Annotated in this window: 18 protein-coding genes; 12 read left to right on the forward strand and 6 right to left on the reverse strand. The window is 48.4% G+C overall.

Features of this window, described 5'->3' with window-relative positions:
• Positions 1-46 precede the first annotated feature (46 nt).
• A complete protein-coding gene (locus tag EKG38_RS18965) occupies positions 47-451 on the forward strand; it encodes an acyl-CoA thioesterase (RefSeq protein WP_126521998.1) in 405 nt (134 codons plus the stop codon).
• Between the two features lie 53 nt (positions 452-504).
• On the opposite strand, the gene EKG38_RS18970 is transcribed toward EKG38_RS18965, so the two are convergent.
• Both EKG38_RS18970 and EKG38_RS18975 read right to left on the reverse strand, forming a co-directional pair.
• Complete coding sequence (locus tag EKG38_RS18970) at positions 505-762, reverse strand: GNAT family N-acetyltransferase (RefSeq protein WP_126522000.1); 258 nt, start codon at positions 760-762, stop codon at positions 505-507.
• A gap of 38 nt (positions 763-800) precedes the next feature.
• The gene (locus EKG38_RS18975) at positions 801-1,220 is read right to left on the reverse strand and encodes an acyl-CoA thioesterase (protein WP_126522002.1); all 420 of its coding nucleotides are present in this window, start codon (positions 1,218-1,220) and stop codon (positions 801-803) included.
• 105 nt (positions 1,221-1,325) lie between these two features.
• Here EKG38_RS18975 and EKG38_RS18980 point away from each other — a divergent pair, with 105 nt between their 5' ends.
• A complete protein-coding gene (locus EKG38_RS18980; RefSeq protein ID WP_126522004.1) occupies positions 1,326-2,096 on the forward strand; it encodes a DUF4344 domain-containing metallopeptidase in 771 nt (256 codons plus the stop codon).
• Between the two features lie 163 nt (positions 2,097-2,259).
• Here the strand turns inward: EKG38_RS18980 and mtnC are convergent, their stop codons facing one another.
• Positions 2,260-2,937 (reverse strand): acireductone synthase, encoded by a 678-nt coding sequence (mtnC, locus tag EKG38_RS18985; protein WP_126522006.1) that lies wholly within the window; start codon positions 2,935-2,937, stop codon positions 2,260-2,262.
• A 260-nt stretch (positions 2,938-3,197) separates the two neighbouring features.
• Here mtnC and EKG38_RS25250 point away from each other — a divergent pair, with 260 nt between their 5' ends.
• The 5 genes from EKG38_RS25250 to EKG38_RS19005 all read left to right on the forward strand — a co-directional run bounded on the left by EKG38_RS25250 (position 3,198) and on the right by EKG38_RS19005 (position 7,752).
• Positions 3,198-3,692, forward strand: a complete 495-nt coding sequence (locus tag EKG38_RS25250; protein WP_246033220.1) for a tetratricopeptide repeat protein — start codon at positions 3,198-3,200, stop codon at positions 3,690-3,692.
• An 81-nt stretch (positions 3,693-3,773) separates the two neighbouring features.
• Complete coding sequence (locus tag EKG38_RS25255; RefSeq protein WP_246033221.1) at positions 3,774-3,998, forward strand: hypothetical protein; 225 nt, start codon at positions 3,774-3,776, stop codon at positions 3,996-3,998.
• Positions 3,999-4,245: 247 nt separating this feature from the next.
• Entirely contained in the window at positions 4,246-5,427 is a 1,182-nt protein-coding gene (locus EKG38_RS18995) for an alpha/beta hydrolase-fold protein (protein ID WP_126522008.1), read from the forward strand.
• Between the two features lie 219 nt (positions 5,428-5,646).
• Positions 5,647-6,195, forward strand: a complete 549-nt coding sequence (locus EKG38_RS19000) for a porin family protein (RefSeq protein ID WP_126522010.1) — start codon at positions 5,647-5,649, stop codon at positions 6,193-6,195.
• 459 nt (positions 6,196-6,654) lie between these two features.
• On the forward strand, positions 6,655-7,752 hold the full coding sequence (locus tag EKG38_RS19005; protein WP_126522012.1) for an FRG domain-containing protein: 1,098 nt from the start codon (positions 6,655-6,657) through the stop codon (positions 7,750-7,752).
• Between the two features lie 253 nt (positions 7,753-8,005).
• Here EKG38_RS19005 and hutI read toward each other — a convergent pair whose 3' ends face one another.
• Complete coding sequence (gene hutI / locus EKG38_RS19010; RefSeq protein ID WP_126522014.1) at positions 8,006-9,232, reverse strand: imidazolonepropionase; 1,227 nt, start codon at positions 9,230-9,232, stop codon at positions 8,006-8,008.
• A 195-nt stretch (positions 9,233-9,427) separates the two neighbouring features.
• On the opposite strand from hutI, the gene hutC reads away from it, so the two are divergent.
• The 4 genes from hutC (at position 9,428) to EKG38_RS19030 (ending at position 14,353) form a co-directional block, all read left to right on the forward strand.
• Entirely contained in the window at positions 9,428-10,129 is a 702-nt protein-coding gene (gene hutC / locus EKG38_RS19015) for a histidine utilization transcriptional repressor HutC (RefSeq protein ID WP_126522016.1), read from the forward strand.
• 162 nt (positions 10,130-10,291) lie between these two features.
• Positions 10,292-11,962, forward strand: a complete 1,671-nt coding sequence (gene hutU / locus EKG38_RS19020) for a urocanate hydratase (RefSeq protein ID WP_126522018.1) — start codon at positions 10,292-10,294, stop codon at positions 11,960-11,962.
• 3 nt (positions 11,963-11,965) lie between these two features.
• Positions 11,966-13,498 carry a histidine ammonia-lyase gene (gene hutH / locus EKG38_RS19025; RefSeq protein ID WP_126522020.1) on the forward strand — a complete coding sequence of 511 codons (1,533 nt, stop codon included), beginning with the start codon at positions 11,966-11,968 and terminating at the stop codon, positions 13,496-13,498.
• A 351-nt stretch (positions 13,499-13,849) separates the two neighbouring features.
• Positions 13,850-14,353, forward strand: coding sequence for a PaaI family thioesterase (locus EKG38_RS19030; RefSeq protein ID WP_126522022.1), 504 nt, complete (start codon positions 13,850-13,852; stop codon positions 14,351-14,353).
• Between the two features lie 146 nt (positions 14,354-14,499).
• On the opposite strand, the gene EKG38_RS19035 is transcribed toward EKG38_RS19030, so the two are convergent.
• A complete protein-coding gene (locus EKG38_RS19035; protein WP_126522023.1) occupies positions 14,500-15,126 on the reverse strand; it encodes a DUF3157 family protein in 627 nt (208 codons plus the stop codon).
• Positions 15,127-15,218: 92 nt separating this feature from the next.
• Positions 15,219-15,755 carry an outer membrane beta-barrel protein gene (locus tag EKG38_RS19040; protein WP_126522025.1) on the reverse strand — a complete coding sequence of 179 codons (537 nt, stop codon included), beginning with the start codon at positions 15,753-15,755 and terminating at the stop codon, positions 15,219-15,221.
• Between the two features lie 195 nt (positions 15,756-15,950).
• Between EKG38_RS19040 and EKG38_RS19045 the strand changes: the two genes are divergently transcribed.
• Positions 15,951-17,210, forward strand: coding sequence for a mechanosensitive ion channel family protein (locus tag EKG38_RS19045; RefSeq protein ID WP_126522027.1), 1,260 nt, complete (start codon positions 15,951-15,953; stop codon positions 17,208-17,210).
• Positions 17,211-17,337 lie beyond the last annotated feature (127 nt).

The following is a 17,337-nucleotide window of genomic DNA, read 5'->3' on the forward strand; positions in this document are numbered from 1 at the left end:
CTTAGCCAAAATAAAAAAACAATAATAACAATAAGGATATTCAGACGTGTCAGAGACTTTCTTTAGCTTAGAGATCCAACCCCGATTCAATGAAACGGATGCCTTGGGGCATATCAATAACACCATCATTCCGGTTTGGAATGAGGCGGCAAGAAAGCCGATATTTGAGATATTTAATCCCGAGTTGGATCTGGGAAAGTGGGATCTTATCGTTGCGGGGTTTAATATCGCTTATCTCTCACCGACCAACTATGGTAGCCCGGTCAGCATCAAGACCTGGATAAGTCGTGTCGGTAATAGTAGCTTCGAGGTGACACAGCAGAGTTGGCAGCTGGGGAAACAAACCTCAGAGACTAAGACGACCATGGTGCATTACGATTACGGCATAGATAAGAGCCAACCACTCTCCGCTGAGATTAAACAGCAGCTCTCTTTGCTAACCGGCGAATAATTGTATTAATTGGTATTAGGGCTGCCAAATTTGAACAAGTACAGAAGCGGGAGTCATAAAAACTTCTGCACGTACCAGCAGCTTGTCTCTATGATGAGTTTTTCAGAGTTGGCCCAGCTTAGTCCATGACGGACCAGCTTCTCGGCTAACCCCTTGCCCCTGAGCTCTGTGGGCACGAAGGTGTGGGTGAAATTAATTCTGCCGTCAAAAAGCTTATAGGACAAGCGGGCTTGTGCTTGTCCTTGTCCTATATTGATAACAAACTCATGTTCATCGATAAGGTGAACAATCTCAATGTCACTCGTGTTCATAATACCGACCTCTCTATATCAGTGGATTAATCTGCCAGTTAGTAGGATTTGAGTGCATCGAGAAGGGCTGGGGTCAGTTCAGCTTTTTTACCCGTCTTAAAATTAAACATCACCACTTGCGAACTGCCTAAGGTGGTCACCGCTTTTTGTGCCTGACTATAGACACTGTAATGCATCATAAATCGGTCTTGCTTGATGTCACTGATGGATACACCTACCAATAAGGTGTCGGGGAAGGTGACCGGACGTTTGTAACGAGCGGTGTTTTCACTGATCACCGGACCGACTTGGGTGCTTTGAAGATCGGCGAGCAGGTTTATCTGAGTAAAAAAATCGATACGGGCGGTTTCGAAATAGCGGAAGTAAACCACATTATTCACGTGCTGCAGTGCATCCATCTCGCCCCAGGCTACCTGTATCTCAGTATAGATGGGGTATTCCTTGATAAAACGTTCCATTTTTGGCCCTTTATTCAAACAGTTGTTTAACTTGTGAGTCAGCATAACAGCATGTCATAGTGGCAACAAGTTCATGAACCTTAGACTTTAGATTTGAGACTCGAGATGAAACAGATACTCCTCGCCTTGATGCTGGTGCTTGTTCCGGCCTATTTTGCCAGTGATGTGGCAGCCCACACTCAGCTGCAGTTTCTTCCCGCCGTGAGTCCTGAAGACAAGCAGGCCCGGGAGGTGATCGAGTCCGTTTCTGAACAGATGCAGCTGCTGTTAGATGATCAGCTTCCGATAAAGCAGAAGTTAACTATTCGGTTTGGTGCTGATGACGGGCCTCTGTTCGATCCCGAAAAGATGCAGATATTGTTTCCCTATCAGTTTGTCACCGAAGTACTGAGTCGCTTCAAAGGCGACAACTATCAGCAAACAGGCGTGACTGCGGTTGAAGCAACTCAGGATGCGATTATGCATACCTTGGCTCATGAATATGGCCATGCTTTTATCTATAGCAACCAGGTGATAGTGCTCGGCAAGGAGGAGGACGCCGTCGATACACTGGCCACGCTACTCCTGCTTAACTCTTTTGATGAAGGTGACGAGATAGCCTTGAGCGCCGCCGATCTCTTCGCCCTTGAGGATGAAGATGTTGAGAGTTTCGATGATGATCATTTTTGGGACGAACACAGCTTAGATGCCCAGCGCTATTTCGCAACTCTATGTCTTATCTACGGCAGCGATCCTGAGAAGAACCGGGAGATAATCTCGAAAGCACAGCTGGAGATGGAGAGAGATAGTTACTGCGAAGAGGAGTTCCTTCGTCAGACGGAAAACTGGGACAGGCTGAAGGAGTTGTACCCGGTAGAGTCGTTATCGAAACAATAAGCTGTTCAGTATTGGAAGATCGTTTGGAAGTTAGTAAGGATGGATATAACGAAGATTTTATACCGTCCGTGGTAAATCTTCATAACTCTCAATAACAAGAAGGCCAGACACAAAAAAGGCATTCTATCGAGAATGCCTTTAGTGATACTCAATTTGAAAAAGCTTAGAAAGTGAGTTCTGTGAAGCTGCCGATCTGCTTATATGTTCCCGTACGCTGACCTGAAGTGCGAACCATTTGCATAGTGCGCATGCCAGCTTCTTCTGCGGCTTTAAGCTCTTCGATCACATCAGAAATAAACAGCACCTGCTTAGGGGCTAAGCTGATGGTGTTAATGATGTTGCAGTAAGCCTGCTTAAACAGTTTATTCCCGGTACGGGTGTCAAAGTGACCGTCGAAATGAGGCGTTAGGTCACCCGCATCACTGTGGCTGAAAAGCAGCTTTTGCGCTTCAGCCGAACCGGAAGAGAAACTATAGAGGCGCATATTTTGTTGCTTAATACCTTCGATAGCCTCGATAAAGTCAGGGAAAATATGACCTGTAAATTCACCCTTGGCATAACCTTGCTTCCAGATTAGGCCTTGAAGTGTCTTAAGTGGCGTCGATTTGCGGTCTTCGGCAACCCATTGTTGCAGGATCTCGATTACTCGGTCGAGTGAAGCCTCTGGCTCTAACGCGATATCTCTCACATCACAGATGCAATTTTCTACCAACACATTGTGTTCATTTTCTTTAAGAAAGTCGGGTAAGGCTTTGGCTGAATAAGGAAAAAGTGTCTCCTTAATAAAGCTAAGATCGGTTGTCGTACCTGCTGTATCTACAACTATGGCTCTGATACCCATAATGTCTGCTTACTCCACAATATCTTGTCTAAAAATGCATCTGCAAAATTTCAATTCAGATCCTAAGCTGAAACGCATAATTTGGCTAGTTAATTATCATCTCTGCTTCTGTTAGATGTGGGAGGATATTGGTGGGTTGAGACTGCAATTGATACGAACATAACCCTATACACAGTGTACTTAAGTTACATTGACTGAAAAGTGAACAAACACTATGCTTTTAAATTGTTCATTACTTCAACGGATAGGGAGTAACAATTATGAAAGGAAGCATTTTTACCTGTACATTAGGATTGGTGGCACTCCTGTGCAGCGGAGCCACATCGGCTAAGATGGAGGTTCACTCCTTGCCCGCTCAAATCATTCCATGTGATACCTCAGATTGCAGCAAAACATTTCAGGAGTACAAAACATTAGCGCGTTATGGCCATTCCGATGCCATGTATACCTTAGGCGAGATCTATCGACACGGTTACGGCACCGAAGTTGATATGCGTTTAGCCACCAAGTGGTATCGGCGCTCTGCAAAGTATGGCAATCCATTTGCTCAGTATAAGGCCGCTATCATCTATCTGCAGGAGAGTGAAAATCAGGATATTGAAAAAGCGATGAGGTACCTGAGAGCCGCAGATAGAGAGGGGCTCGATGACGCAAGCCTTCTGCTCGGCTTGCTCTACTTAGAGGGGGAGTTGATAGAGACGGATCTCGTCAAGGCGAAGGAGTACCTGTCAAAATCCTTTGAAAATGGCCACTAGGACACCATCAATGCCTTAGCTGGCATTAGCCAGGTTGAGTTAGCTCTTAGTGATAAGAAACTCACTCCGGAAAAAGCCCCAATGCCGCAACCTGCTCCCGTTGGAGAGATGGAGGTCATTGAGGTGAGTGCCCCGTCATTGGAGGAGGTGATCACCTATCACATCGCCAGACTTAGGAGGAGGAACCCGGATGTCGGAGCGGCGACGGGAACCATGATTATGGGTCTAACCTGTGCAGAGATGATAGCGTGTAATACCGAGTCTGACCGTGAACGAATGCGAGAGTTTCTGATGTCGACCTGGTAGTAAAGCGCACCGCACCAAACATAAGGGTCATCAAAAGCTGGCCGTTAGGTTATTTTTCAATGTGGTTAAAGGCAGGCACCTTGTGCCTGCCTCTTATATTTTCAGGCGCAATAGTCTAATTGTAGTGAATATATCCTGCCTGAAGTCAGCTCTTCTCCTGCCGGTTTGTAATCACCTGGTGCATGTTGTAGGTTTGTTAACTGCTTTCAGATAGAAAGCAGTTGTTGAACTAATACAGGGAAGGTTCATGCTCAGAAATACCGTTTATATTATTGCTTTGTCTATATCTGGCCTGCTGTTCAGCCCTAAGCTTTTTGCTGAAGATGCAGCGGCGAATGTCCACCTGAGTCAGGTGGAGAAACTCATTGTTTCATCGGAGCAGTTTAAAGAGTCTGCCGAATTTATCGTTACCTTGCCGCCGACTTACAGCAAGAATAGTGATAAAGAGTATGTGCTTCTGCTTGACCTTCACCCGCGCAGCCAGGCCTACCTTAGCGGTATGCATGATTGGATGAGCCATAATGGCGATTGGCCCTGGCTGGAAACCATTATCGTGACAGCGCCCGATGGCCACGCCGGACTGGGTCAGTTGAAGGTGCAAGCTATCGAAGAGCAGGGCAGTGAACTGCTGCTGGACTTTGTGGAGCAAGAGCTGCTCCCGGCAATTGACAGCAAGTACCGAACCAATGGCTTTCGTATCCTCAACGGCTTCACCGGCAATGCTGGGTTAAGCCTCTACACCTTACTCAATCGTCCCAGCCTGTTTAATGCCTATTTTGCCGCGAGTCCGGTACTGAGCAAAGACTTTGCTTACGTTATCAAGGATGCTCCCAAGAAACTCGCCACCATGAAAGGCAAGCCAAGGTTCCTGCTGATGAGCAGCAGTGACAGCGGCTTCGAGAAGAGGCAATTAGCAAGCTTTGCTGAGATGGAATCAATCATAGAGGCGAATGCCACATCGAAACTGGATTACCACATTAAACGCTTCGACGGTACCTACTATATGACTCAGCCTATCCTGGCAACCGCCTATGGTATCGAGCTTCTGTTTAATGATGTTCATCAGGTGTTAAAGCCAGATTCAGAGATCTCAAGCCAGGGCGCGCAAGCAATACTGGCTCACTATCGTTATCTGTCTGAGGAGAAGTATGGCTTCGAAGTTCCCGCCACCGACTCCCTGATAGCCCTGGCCAAAGCCGAGTCGACCAAGGATGCAGCAAAAGGGTTGGCTGTTTACCAGATTGCAGTGAAGGCAGCGCCCGACTCACACACGGCCCATGACGCATTGGCGAACGCCTATGCAGAGGCTGGAGAGTTTGAGTTAGCCATCAAGCATGAGCAGCTGGCGCTGGATAACACCGACCACCCGTTCTGGACCAAGAGATACTCTGAGAGTCTGGCCGCTTTTGAGGATAAAATGCGGCTTTAAGTCGCTTACGCTGGACCTGGTGGGGGAGTTCCCCCCCCCTTAAACCCGTTCTATCTTTTTGCCAAACCTCTCTCCTCATCCGCTCTGGCTTAAAGTCTGCCAGTACCTTCGCGCTGGTTTTTAAATAAGACGTTTTGTCTTTACGTCGGTAAAAGGTTAATATATCAACGATTTTAAGGACATTTACTGATAAGTGAATACACAAATAAAGGGACTGCAATGAAACTCAACTCTCTGTTAACCGTAGGCATGTTACTGGCCGCGACGACACCCGCTCTTGCCGCCGAAGACCTGGGCTTTTACCTCGGTGGCCAGGTTAACCACACCAGTGTAGAAGACAATATCGGTACCTTAGATGAGTCTGCCATAGGGCTCGGCATCTATGGTGGCTACAACTTCAATGACAGTTTTGGCATCGAGACGAGCATTTTTTTGACCGATAGTCTCGTCGATGAGATGGATTTGAGAATAGCGGCGGTGACCATCTCCCCCGTGATTCGACATGCCTTTACCGACAGTGTAACTGGCTATTTGAAGGCGGGTCTGGTAGTCAACAAGACCTACAGCAACGATGACGGTGTTGACGAAGATTATCGAGGCACAGGTTGGTTGTTCGGCGCCGGTGTGGATGTGACCCTGACAGAGTCTCTGGCGTTGCGAGTGTCTTATGAGCTGAGTGAAACCGAGCCGGAATATAGCGAGTTGGAAAATTATTACGCCGATATCAGCTTGAAACAATTTGGCATCGGTTTGCATTACAGATTCTAGCTACCTATGTAACGATCATAGGTCTACTCGTTTTCTGTTTTCCAAACTTTGTTTGGATTAACGTCGTGGAATTCCATTCCACACCAGGGCAAGGAGGACTGCTCGTCCTCGCCCTCCTTGCATCCACCCTAACGCCCCGGCGAAGTTGTGATCCTTCGGTCTTTCTTGAAAAGACCTAGCGTTTCCGATGGGGCATCCAAGCCCCCCGAAAACTAGCCCCACATCCATGTGGGTCTTACGCTATTTTCTACGACACCCTCAGGCAACTTCCAACGGGGATTTATCGTATCTATAGGGGAATTGGGGAGCCTATGATTAGACCTCATTTACTTGCTTCGTCTGGCTTTAAAAACGATTAACTATAATTTCTACATTTGTATTTAGTTGTTCTTGTTTTTTCTTTAAATGAGAGAGGTTATGCTAGGTATATGTTTGTTTTTATTAATATGAGGTGAGTTTGTGAAAGGTCAATGGAGTGGGGTATTCCAAGGGACTAATGAAGGGACTTCAATTGTTCATATTGATGAGTTAGCTAAATCATATTCAGGTGTCGCGTATTTTTTTGATGGAGATAGTACGAAAGTATCTTTAGCAGTGCATTTTGTTTGTCCTAAGGGCGATGGTACTTACTTTAAAGCTAAATCTGTTCAAATTAACCCATTGATGTACGAGTTTCTAACAGAGATTCCTAGAGAGACCGTTAGCCCAGAAGTACAGAGTACTCTGCCAAAAGTTGTTGAAATATCTTTCCAGATAAATGGGAGAGAAGCTGAGGTGCAGGCAACAACTGACATAGGTACAGAGGTAAAAGGAATTTTAACTCAGTCTGTCTGTGATGGAATGTCTAACTTAGTTCCAACCAGAATGTCTTGGAAGGAGTTCAAAGCGTATGTTGTCGGTTCCGAGCACAATTTGTTGTATCGTGGCCAGGCTAAAAGCTGGAAGTTGCAAACAAGTTTTCATAGAAGAGAAAGGTATGATCTTACTCGTTTTTTGAGGGAAGATATAGTGCAGTTACATCGTCTTCTTTCTGCTAAAACCAAGCATGTGTTTGATTTAAGTATTCCTCAAGAGAATGGTGCATTTATTAATTTGGCTCAGCATCATGGATATCCAACACCACTTTTAGATTGGTCTTACTCCCCTTTCGTTGCTGCTTTCTTTGCCTTTAGAGATATACAAAAATCAGAATCAAATTCGACTAATCATGTTCGGATTTTTGTGTTTGATCATGCAACCTGGAGAGGTGTATTTAAACAAAACCAGAACTTAACTTCTGGGCAGAGAAATTTATCAGTAATTGATCTTTTAGCTATTGAAAATGGGCGAATGGTTCCTCAACAAGCAACTACAACTTATACCAACATAGCTGATATTGAATCTTATCTTATTGAGCGTGAGGAAATGTCAGGTTATAAATTTTTGTTGGCAATTGATATTCCATATACAGAACGAGATCAGGTCATGAAAGAGTTAACGCTAATGGGCTTAACTGCTGGTTCATTATTTCCTGGTTTAGATGGGACATGTGAGGAGTTAAAAGAGAAGATGTTTTAGATACTCAAAAATACTAAATCGAAGAGATAGATAACTCGGTGTAAGTGCGGCCGAGGACTTCGATTTCAGGGATGAAATCGCAGAGCGCCCATGGACGGGTTCACAGCGTGCCGAGGAAGTGCTTACACATAAGCTCACTGCAAGTGATTGATACAAATAAGGCCATGGGTATCATGGCACGAAATCAAATACCCATAACGCCAGATGAAACCAACCCAAACGATGAGTCTGCCTCATCGCTTAGGCAATCAAATCACTGATGTACCAGCTGGCCATTCTTGACCACCTCAAGGCACACACCTACGCCATATGAGTAGGCTAATGCCGCTGGTGTAGTGATATCCCACAAACAGAAATCAGCCTGCATCCCTTCGGCTAATACGCCGACATTATCCTCGATCCCTAATGCCTTGGCGGCATTGCGTGTCATACCCGCAAGCGCCTCCTCTGGTGTCAGGCGGAACAGGGTGCAGCCCATGTTGAGCATTAACAGACTCGAGCAGAGCGGCGACGATCCCGGGTTGTAGTCGCTGGCCAGCACCATGGGCACCTTATGTTTACGCAACAGCTCAATCGGGGGCATCTGCGTCTCACGCAGAAAGTAGAAGGCACCGGGGAGCAAGGTGGCGCAGGTGCCACTTTGACTCAGGGCTATAACGCCGGCTTCATCGAGGTATTCGATATGATCTACCGACTTGGCACCGAGCCCGGCGGCCATAGCCGATCCTCCCAGGTTAGAGAGCTGCTCCGCGTGAAGCTTGATATCGAGTCCGGCATTCTTTGCAGCCGTTAATACCCGCTCGGTCTGTTCGACACTGAAGGCAATATTTTCACAGAAGACGTCGGCCGCATCGGCCAGGTTTTCCTTGATAACGGCGGGTAGCATCTCGTCGATCACTAAGTCCACATAGCCTTCGACGTCGTCTTTATACTCAGGTGGAATGGCGTGAGCACCTAAGAAGGTGGTTTTCACATCGACGTGATGATGCTTGCCGAGCTCACGGGCGACGCGCAGCAGCTTGAGTTCGGTCTCTGTGTCCAGCCCATAGCCGGATTTTATCTCGACCGTGGTGACGCCCTCTTTCGCCAGGGCGTTGAGACGTTTTCGGCCCAGCTCAAAGAGCTCGCCTTCGCTGGCTTCACGGCAGGCTTTTACGGTGGATATGATACCGCCGCCGCTACGGGCAATCTCTTCGTAACTGGCGCCTTGCAGGCGAAGCTCAAACTCGTTGGCCCGGTTACCTGCGAACACTAAATGGGTGTGAGCGTCGATAAGTCCCGGCGTGATCCAGGCGCCTTTACCTCTGTAAACCGGTGTTGACAGAACATCGAATTCGGGTAGTTCGGAGCGAGGACCAACCCAGGCTATCTTGCCCTCTTTTACCGCAACGGCTGCATCGGTTATCGCTCCGTAAGGCGCTGATACAGAAGGAGACATAGTCGCTACGTTGACGTCAATCCAGACCTGATCCCAAGACATATTTTTCCCTCACTCTTGAAGTGTTCATGTTCTTTCGGAAATAAAAGTTGTGATCCAACTTGTATTTACTTGTATATACAAGCTAGGATTATAGCGGTAATTTTCATCGTTTGAAAAGCGTTATTGGTCAAAGAGAGGTTTCTAGATTCTAGAACCTAGCTCCTTATACCGCAAAATAAAGAGCAAAGGATTGGTATGGCAACGCCCAAGTTTGCAGAGATAAAGCAGTATATTTTGGCCCGCATCGAATCCGGTGAATGGGAAGAACACAGTCGTGTTCCCTCAGAGAACCAGATGGCAGAGCTGTTTGAATGCAGCCGAATGACGGCGCGCCGTGCGTTAACTGAATTGACCGACGATGGTGTGTTAGAGCGCTCCCAAGGCCTGGGTACCTTCGTCGCCGAGCTTAAATCTCAGTCCTCTATGATGGCCATTCGCAATATTGCCGATGAAATTAAAGACAGGGGCCATGGCTATAGCGTTAAACAACTTGAGCTGACTCAAACTGAAGCGACAGCACCGATAGCCATCGCCTTGGGGCTGGAGACGGGCAGTCCGGTCTTCTACTCGGTACTGGTGCATTGCGAGCAGGGCGTGCCTCTGCAGCTGGAGGAGCGTTTCGTTAACCCAAAACTGGTGCCCGATTACCTGCAGCAGGATTTTACACTGCAGACTCCCCACGAATATCTGTCACAGGTTGCCCCCCTTACCGAGGCGCGCCATACCTTAGAAGCCGTGGTGGCCAACGAACATAATCAAAAACATCTGGAGATAGAGGCGAGTGAGCCCTGTTTGCAGATCATTCGTCGTACCTGGTCGCGCAAGGGCGTGGTGAGCTACGCCAGGCTGATCCATCCCGGGTCACGATTCAGATTAGGTGGTCATCTGACTTTCTAAATCGATCTGCGGCGCATTTCGATTGATGCCACTGCGTGGGTAAGGATTAGCAAGAGAGACAAGAATAAGTACAAACATAACTAGAACAACGCGGCTCTCTACTCTCTATAAGTTAAGAGCAAGCAATACAAGCAACAACAAATTGAAATGAGGTTATGCAAGATGGATAAGAGACACGATCCAAGCCGTCGCATCATAGCGCCACACGGCACAAAGTTAAGCTGTAAGAGCTGGTTCACCGAAGCGCCTATGCGTATGTTGATGAACAATCTGCATCCGGATGTTGCCGAACGCCCGGAAGATTTGGTGGTCTACGGTGGTATCGGGCGTGCGGCCCGTGATTGGGAGTGCTATGACAAGATAATCGAAGTGCTGCAGCGCCTCGAAGAGGATGAAACCCTTCTGGTTCAGTCGGGTAAACCTGTTGGTGTTTTCAAGACCCACAGTAACGCACCACGCGTGATTATCGCCAACTCTAACCTGGTGCCACATTGGGCAAACTGGGAACACTTCAACGAGCTGGATAAGAAAGGTTTGGCCATGTATGGCCAGATGACGGCGGGTTCTTGGATCTATATTGGCTCTCAAGGAATCGTGCAGGGCACCTACGAGACCTTTGCCGCCATGGCTAAAAAGCATTTTGGTGGCTCATCTAAGGGTAAGTGGATCCTGACAGGTGGCTTGGGTGGCATGGGTGGTGCTCAGCCGCTGGCCGGCACTATGGCGGGTTACTCAGTGTTGACCTGTGAAGTGGATGAAACCCGTATCGATTTCCGTCTGCGTACTAAATATGTAGATAAGAAAGCCACGAGTCTCGATGAAGCTCTGGCGATGATCGATGAAGCGAACAAGAGCGGTAAGCCTGTGTCTGTGGGTCTGCTTGCCAATGCAGCCGATGTGTTTGCCGAGTTGGTTGAACGCGGTGTAACCCCGGATGTGGTGACCGATCAGACGTCGGCACACGATCCTTTGAATGGCTACCTGCCACAGAACTGGACACTCGAATACGCCGCCGAGATGCGTAAGAAAGATGAAGCGGCAGTGGTTAAGGCGGCGAAGCAATCTATGGCTGTGCAAGTCAGGGCTATGCTGGCTCTGCAAGCCGCAGGCGCTGCGACGACCGATTACGGTAACAATATTCGTCAGATGGCATTCGAAGAGGGTGTCGAAAACGCATTCAATTTCCCAGGTTTCGTACCTGCCTATGTGCGTCCGCTGTTCTGTGAAGGTATTGGACCATTCCGCTGGGTTGCACTTTCAGGTGATCCTGAAGATATCTATAAGACAGATGCCAAGGTTAAAGAGCTTATTCCTGATAACCCACAACTACACAATTGGCTGGATATGGCCCGCGAGCGCATCGCGTTCCAGGGACTGCCATCGCGTATCTGTTGGGTTGGCCTGAAAGACCGTGCTCGTTTGGCCTTGGCCTTCAACGAGATGGTAAAAACGGGTGAGCTTTCTGCGCCGGTTGTCATCGGTCGTGACCATCTGGACTCTGGCTCTGTTGCCAGCCCTAACCGTGAAACAGAATCTATGCTCGATGGCTCGGATGCGGTTTCAGATTGGCCATTGATGAATGCACTTCTGAATACGGCGAGTGGCGCGACTTGGGTATCACTGCACCATGGCGGTGGTGTGGGTATGGGCTTTAGCCAACACTCGGGTGTGGTTATTGTCGCAGACGGTAGTGATGAGGCAGCGGTTCGATTAGGCCGTGTGCTATGGAATGACCCTGCGACAGGTGTGATGCGTCACGCCGATGCCGGATACGATATCGCTAAGAAATGTGCAAAAGAGCAGAATTTAGATCTGCCGATGCTGGAGAAGTAATTGATGAGTCATTTAGTATTAAACCCTGGAACACTGACCCTGTCTCAAATCCGCGAGATCAGTCGTGGAAAAGTAAGCCTGGAGCTTGCCGACAGTGCGATTAATGATATCAACACCAGTGCTGGCATAGTCCAGAAGGTGTTAGATGAAGGCCGCACGGTTTATGGTATCAACACCGGCTTCGGCCTGCTGGCGAACACTAAGATCGCGGCCGATGATCTGCAGTTGCTACAGCGCTCAATCGTGTTGTCACACGCCGCAGGTACCGGCCAGTATATGCAAGATGCGACCGTGCGTTTGATGATGGTATTGAAGATCAACTCGCTGAGCCGTGGCTTCTCGGGTATTCGTCTCGAGGTGATTAACTTCCTTATCGCATTGGTTAACGCCGAAGTGTACCCATGTGTGCCGGAAAAAGGCTCCGTGGGCGCATCGGGTGACTTGGCTCCTTTGGCTCATATGTGCCTGCCGTTACTCGGCGAGGGTGAGATGAGCTACAAGGGACAACTCTTGAGTGCCAAAGAGGGTCTCGAGATCGCCGGCCTTAAGCCTATCGAACTTGCCGCGAAAGAGGGCCTGGCCCTGCTTAACGGTACACAGGCTTCGACGGCGTTAGCCTTAGAGGGCTTATTTAACGCCGAAGATCTGTTCGCGGCCAGCTCAGTCATCGGTGCCATGAGTGTCGAAGCCGCCATGGGCAGTCGTAGTCCGTTCGATCCCCGCATTCACGCAGCCCGTGGGCAGAAGGGGCAGATCGATTCCGCTGCCGTATTCCGTCATCTCTTGGGTGAAGATTCTGAGATCAGCTTGAGTCATGTGGACTGTGAGAGGGTGCAAGATCCTTACTCGCTGCGTTGTCAGCCCCAGGTACTCGGTGCGTGTTTGACTCAAATTCGTCATGCAGCAGAAGTGCTGGGCACGGAAGCGAACGGCGTTACCGATAACCCACTCGTGTTCCAGGATACCGGAGACATCATCTCGGGTGGTAACTTCCACGCCGAGCCAGTCGCCATGGCGGCTGATAACTTGGCGATAGCTCTTGCCGAGTTGGGCTCTATCGCGGAGCGTCGTATCGCACTGCTAATCGACCCTAACTTGTCTAAGCTACCTCCGTTCCTGGTGGAAAATGGTGGGGTGAACTCAGGCTTCATGATCGCCCAAGTGACAGCGGCGGCGCTGGCATCGGAGAACAAGACCTATGCTCATCCGGCATCTGTCGATAGTTTACCGACCTCGGCAAACCAGGAGGACCATGTGTCTATGGCGACGTTCGCGGCGCGTCGTCTGCGTGATATGACTGAAAATACCCGCGGTGTGTTGGCTATCGAGTTGCTGGCATCGGCACAGGGGCTGGATTTCCGTGCACCACTTCAGCCGAGTGTTGCTGTCGCTAAGGCGAAGGCCGAAATACGTGAGTTGGTGACTTACTACGATAAGGATCGTTTCTTCGGCCCGGATATCGAAGCGGCAACTGACCTGCTGATCACGGCAAGCTTCAATGCTTACCTGCCAGACGGGATCCTGCCAAGTTTGTAAGCTATCAGGCTTGGTTGAAAGCTAGAGTTGAAAGGGCCTTAGGGCCCTTTTTTGATGCCTGTAAATCTGCTGGTGAGACATTTAGCTGAGACTTCGTTCTTGAGTTTAGTTTCATCTGTATTTATTGCCTGCAGCAGGTGCCGCATAGGGATGTGCCAATGTCGCGATCACACGGCCAACGATGTTCCCGACATAATGACGGCATTCCCTATATCCCTATAGGTCAGATGTGGAAGAAACGACCTTTTATCCTAATACTCCATTGGTCTTAAGGCTTTTGTCTGTGTTGTGCTCGATAGGGGATTGCACTAGTTTGAGTGCATGGGAATTGGTCAATTATTGGAGTACGACATGAGCAATCTTGCCTTTCAGGATAGCTACCCGGAGGAGTTGAGTCACTGCTATGGCTGCGGCAAAAATAACTCCCATGGTCATCAGTTGAAGAGTTACTGGGAGGGTGATGAGACGCGAGCCGTATTTATGCCGCAAGCGTTTCATACCGCCATTCCCGGTTTTGTCTACGGCGGACTGATTGCGTCGTTAATCGATTGTCATGGGACAGGTAGTGCGTCGGCTGCTGCCTATCGGGAGCAGGGACGAGAGTTGGGTTCTCTTCCCGAGCAGCGTTTTGTCACTGCCGCACTCAATATCGATTATCTGGCTCCCACGCCCATGGGCGTCGAGCTTGAGCTTCGTGGAGTGATCCGTGAAGTGAAGGCACGAAAAGTGGTACTGGACATTACGCTGAGTGCCGTGGGGAAAGTCTGTGCCAAGGGGCATATGGTGGCAGTAAAAATGCCAGAAAGCATGATGAACTCAGGTGTCACCGATGAAGAGACATTGAAGGCTGTCTAGTTGAGATTGTCTGATTGAAGACTATCTCATTAAAGACTATCTCATTAAAGACTATCTCATTGAAAAATGCCGAATTGAATTCGACCCTGATTTAAATATTCAGGGTCATTCTCTTCGAGTAAACAGACTGACTCTGACTGGCGGGATTACATGCGTGAGTCCATCTCGCCAATCTTGAGGCTCATCAACTCTTTAGTCCATTGAGCCTTGTCTATGCCCTCTATCCAGAAGGTCTTGCTCTGGCGTTGTTCACCCTGACGCAGGTAGGTGTTGGCCATTCTGAATATTGCCTTCCATACCTTGACCGTCTCGGTTTTTAACTGCTTACCACTGTCATCGAATAGAGTGATATCGAGTTCTATCACCACGTAATTCTCTGAGCTGGTACTGGCCAGGTCGAAGGTCAGACCGAGTCTGTTGTTTTCGTCCCATTCACTCTTCAGTAAACTGACTTTAACGCCGGACTTTGCCGTGTTATTTAGCAGAGCCGAGTTTTCCATCGCGCTCTCTGTTAACGCATTAGCCGTTGTGGTTATTGTCGTTACCTTCGCGACGGTTGCAGCAGAGCTTACTTCTGAACCTGTCTGAGTCGTCACGGTAGGAGCTACTACGGGTTCCTGAGTCTTGAGTATGACGTATTCCCAGGTGAAGTCGTCATTTAACCTAACGGTTGTGCCATTTTCCAAGGTGATTTTAGCGACCTCATCGGCCATGACCGGAACCGTAAATATCAGCAGTGCCAGTGAAGTGTATAGCCGCAGTAGTTTATGCATGAGATTGAACCTAATAAAGGAGATGGCTATAGCATATACAAAAGGTGAGCAGATTTCATATAGGGCGAAGGATTTTAAGGCCTATATCGACCCTACATGGCATAGCCGATGCTGATCACCGCGGATTCAGAGGCTGAGTTGTAACCTGCACCGATCATCAAACCAAAATCCATCATATATCTGAGGCCGATTTCCGCTCCCCAGGTGGTATCGGACTCCTCCTCCCATACGGGCTCACCATCGACAATGAAGGGAACGATATTATTGGTGTAGTGAGATTCATGATTATATGAAGTTGCGCCGCCATACAGGCTGAAGTTGCTGGTCAGGCTGTAACTGAGTCCAAAACGCCACATGGTGTCCTTGGTGTAACCCTCTCCGGGCTCAGGGACATTTAAATCTTCTTTTTGGCTGGCCGCATAACCGATATAGTAACCCCAGCTCGCGTAGTCTCTATCGTAGTGGTAGGGGGCGAAGGTGACACCATACATGTTATTTGCCGCAGGGATATAATCGAGGCTTACACTCATTTTAGGTTTAAAGGGGGAATCGGTCTCTGGTGATAATTGATTCGCCGTTGCCGTTAAGCTGGTGACAATGAGGCCTAAGGCGAGTAAATATTTTTTCATCTGCAGCATCCGATTTCGACTTTAAAGCTGGATTGTTGTTAAACTTTTAGCTGTAGTCAATCAAGAGTGCTAAAATTTCTTTTAAAATAGGCGCTTGTAACTTGGTTGTGTCTTGTTTTGTACACTATTGTTTCGGCTTGCGAGCGATGATTTAACAAAAGTTATCCTGGCTCCAGTCTCTAAGGGAAGGTTATTGTGGATCAAGAATTAAGATTACAGATCTCTCAGTGGTTATCGGACTGGGGGGTCAATAGTACGCCATCGGATGGGGTTTCCACATCGGTATTGGTCTTCGCCAGTATGGTGCTGGCAATGATCGCCTACCTGATTGTCAGGAGGGGTGTCGTACATACGATGAATATCGTCATCCAGCGCTCTAAGGTTAACTGGGATGATATCTTCATGCGGCACAATGTGTTGGAGAAGTTTTCCTATATCGTACCGGCCATGGTGCTCGATCTTCTTTTACCTATCGCACTCACCGAACACCATCTGATGAGCTCTCTGTTCGATCGTCTTCTGAGTGTGAGTATCGTTATCATACTTATCCGTGCGGTATATAGCGCCCTGGACGCGTTTAATGAGATCGCCGATATTAATCTGGTCAGTCGACGGCTTCCCATAAAGAGTTTCGTGCAGCTGTTTAAGTTGTTTCTCTTCTTTGTGGCGATCATCATCTCCATCTCGGTTATCGCGGATCAGTCTCCGCTCTACTTCCTCAGCGGTTTAGGTGTCGCGACCGGTTTGGTGATGTTGGTCTTCAGAGACACCATCTTAGGTTTTGTTGCTGGCATACAGCTGGCGGCGAATCGCATGGTGAGCACCGGCGATTGGATCCAGATGGATAAGTATGGTGCCGATGGTGCGGTTGAAGAGGTCTCTTTGACTACCGTTAAGGTGCGTAATTGGGATCAGACCATCACTATGATCCCCGCCTATGCCCTGGTATCTGATGCGTTTAAAAACTGGCGCGGCATGTCTGAATCCGGTGGTCGACGCATTAAGCGTTCTGTCGCCATCGACATTCACTCGATCGGCTTCCTCTCTGAAGAGGAGAGAGTTCGCCTGAGTAAGATCAATTATCTTAAAGCTTATTTTGCGGCTAAGGATGAAGAGTTAGCCGATTTCAATAGTCAGGTCGACGATGCCGATATGCCTGTTAATAGTCGACATTTAACGAATATCGGTACTTTTAGGGCCTATTTGAAGGAGTTCGTGAGTAATCACGACAAGATCCATAAAGATATGACCCTGCTGGTGCGTCAGTTAGCGCCGACATCGGAAGGGGTACCTATAGAGATCTATATCTTTACCAACGATACCCGTTGGGGGTTCTATGAAGGAATTCAGGGGGATATCTTCGATCATATCTTTGCCATATTACCCGAGTTCGGCTTGCGAGCCTTCCAGGGACCGACTGGCTCAGATATCAGGAGTTTGAAAGCCTCCATGTAGGAGCGGCATTAGCCGCGAATGTTTCAGGGATGGAAAGCCGTCATTCTGAACTGGTTTCAGGGGCTGGTGCTCTTAGGTCGTCATTCTGAACTGGTTTCAGAATCCAGCTTTTGACTTACACGCTTGA

The organism is Shewanella canadensis (assembly GCF_003966225.1).
In the GTDB taxonomy this organism is placed as follows: Bacteria; Pseudomonadota; Gammaproteobacteria; order Enterobacterales; family Shewanellaceae; genus Shewanella; species Shewanella canadensis.

Coding starts and splice junctions, on each gene's coding strand:
- hutI (WP_126522014.1), bottom strand. CDS start 9,232: ATGTCTTGGGATCAGGTCTGGATTGACGTCAACGTAGCGACTATGTCT.
- mtnC (WP_126522006.1), bottom strand. CDS start 2,937: ATGGGTATCAGAGCCATAGTTGTAGATACAGCAGGTACGACAACCGAT.
- EKG38_RS25250 (WP_246033220.1), top strand. CDS start 3,198: ATGAAAGGAAGCATTTTTACCTGTACATTAGGATTGGTGGCACTCCTG.
- EKG38_RS19035 (WP_126522023.1), bottom strand. CDS start 15,126: ATGCATAAACTACTGCGGCTATACACTTCACTGGCACTGCTGATATTT.
- hutC (WP_126522016.1), top strand. CDS start 9,428: ATGGCAACGCCCAAGTTTGCAGAGATAAAGCAGTATATTTTGGCCCGC.
- EKG38_RS19030 (WP_126522022.1), top strand. CDS start 13,850: ATGAGCAATCTTGCCTTTCAGGATAGCTACCCGGAGGAGTTGAGTCAC.
- EKG38_RS19040 (WP_126522025.1), bottom strand. CDS start 15,755: ATGAAAAAATATTTACTCGCCTTAGGCCTCATTGTCACCAGCTTAACG.
- EKG38_RS18980 (WP_126522004.1), top strand. CDS start 1,326: ATGAAACAGATACTCCTCGCCTTGATGCTGGTGCTTGTTCCGGCCTAT.
- EKG38_RS18995 (WP_126522008.1), top strand. CDS start 4,246: ATGCTCAGAAATACCGTTTATATTATTGCTTTGTCTATATCTGGCCTG.
- EKG38_RS25255 (WP_246033221.1), top strand. CDS start 3,774: ATGCCGCAACCTGCTCCCGTTGGAGAGATGGAGGTCATTGAGGTGAGT.
- EKG38_RS18970 (WP_126522000.1), bottom strand. CDS start 762: ATGAACACGAGTGACATTGAGATTGTTCACCTTATCGATGAACATGAG.
- EKG38_RS19000 (WP_126522010.1), top strand. CDS start 5,647: ATGAAACTCAACTCTCTGTTAACCGTAGGCATGTTACTGGCCGCGACG.
- EKG38_RS18975 (WP_126522002.1), bottom strand. CDS start 1,220: ATGGAACGTTTTATCAAGGAATACCCCATCTATACTGAGATACAGGTA.
- hutU (WP_126522018.1), top strand. CDS start 10,292: ATGGATAAGAGACACGATCCAAGCCGTCGCATCATAGCGCCACACGGC.
- hutH (WP_126522020.1), top strand. CDS start 11,966: ATGAGTCATTTAGTATTAAACCCTGGAACACTGACCCTGTCTCAAATC.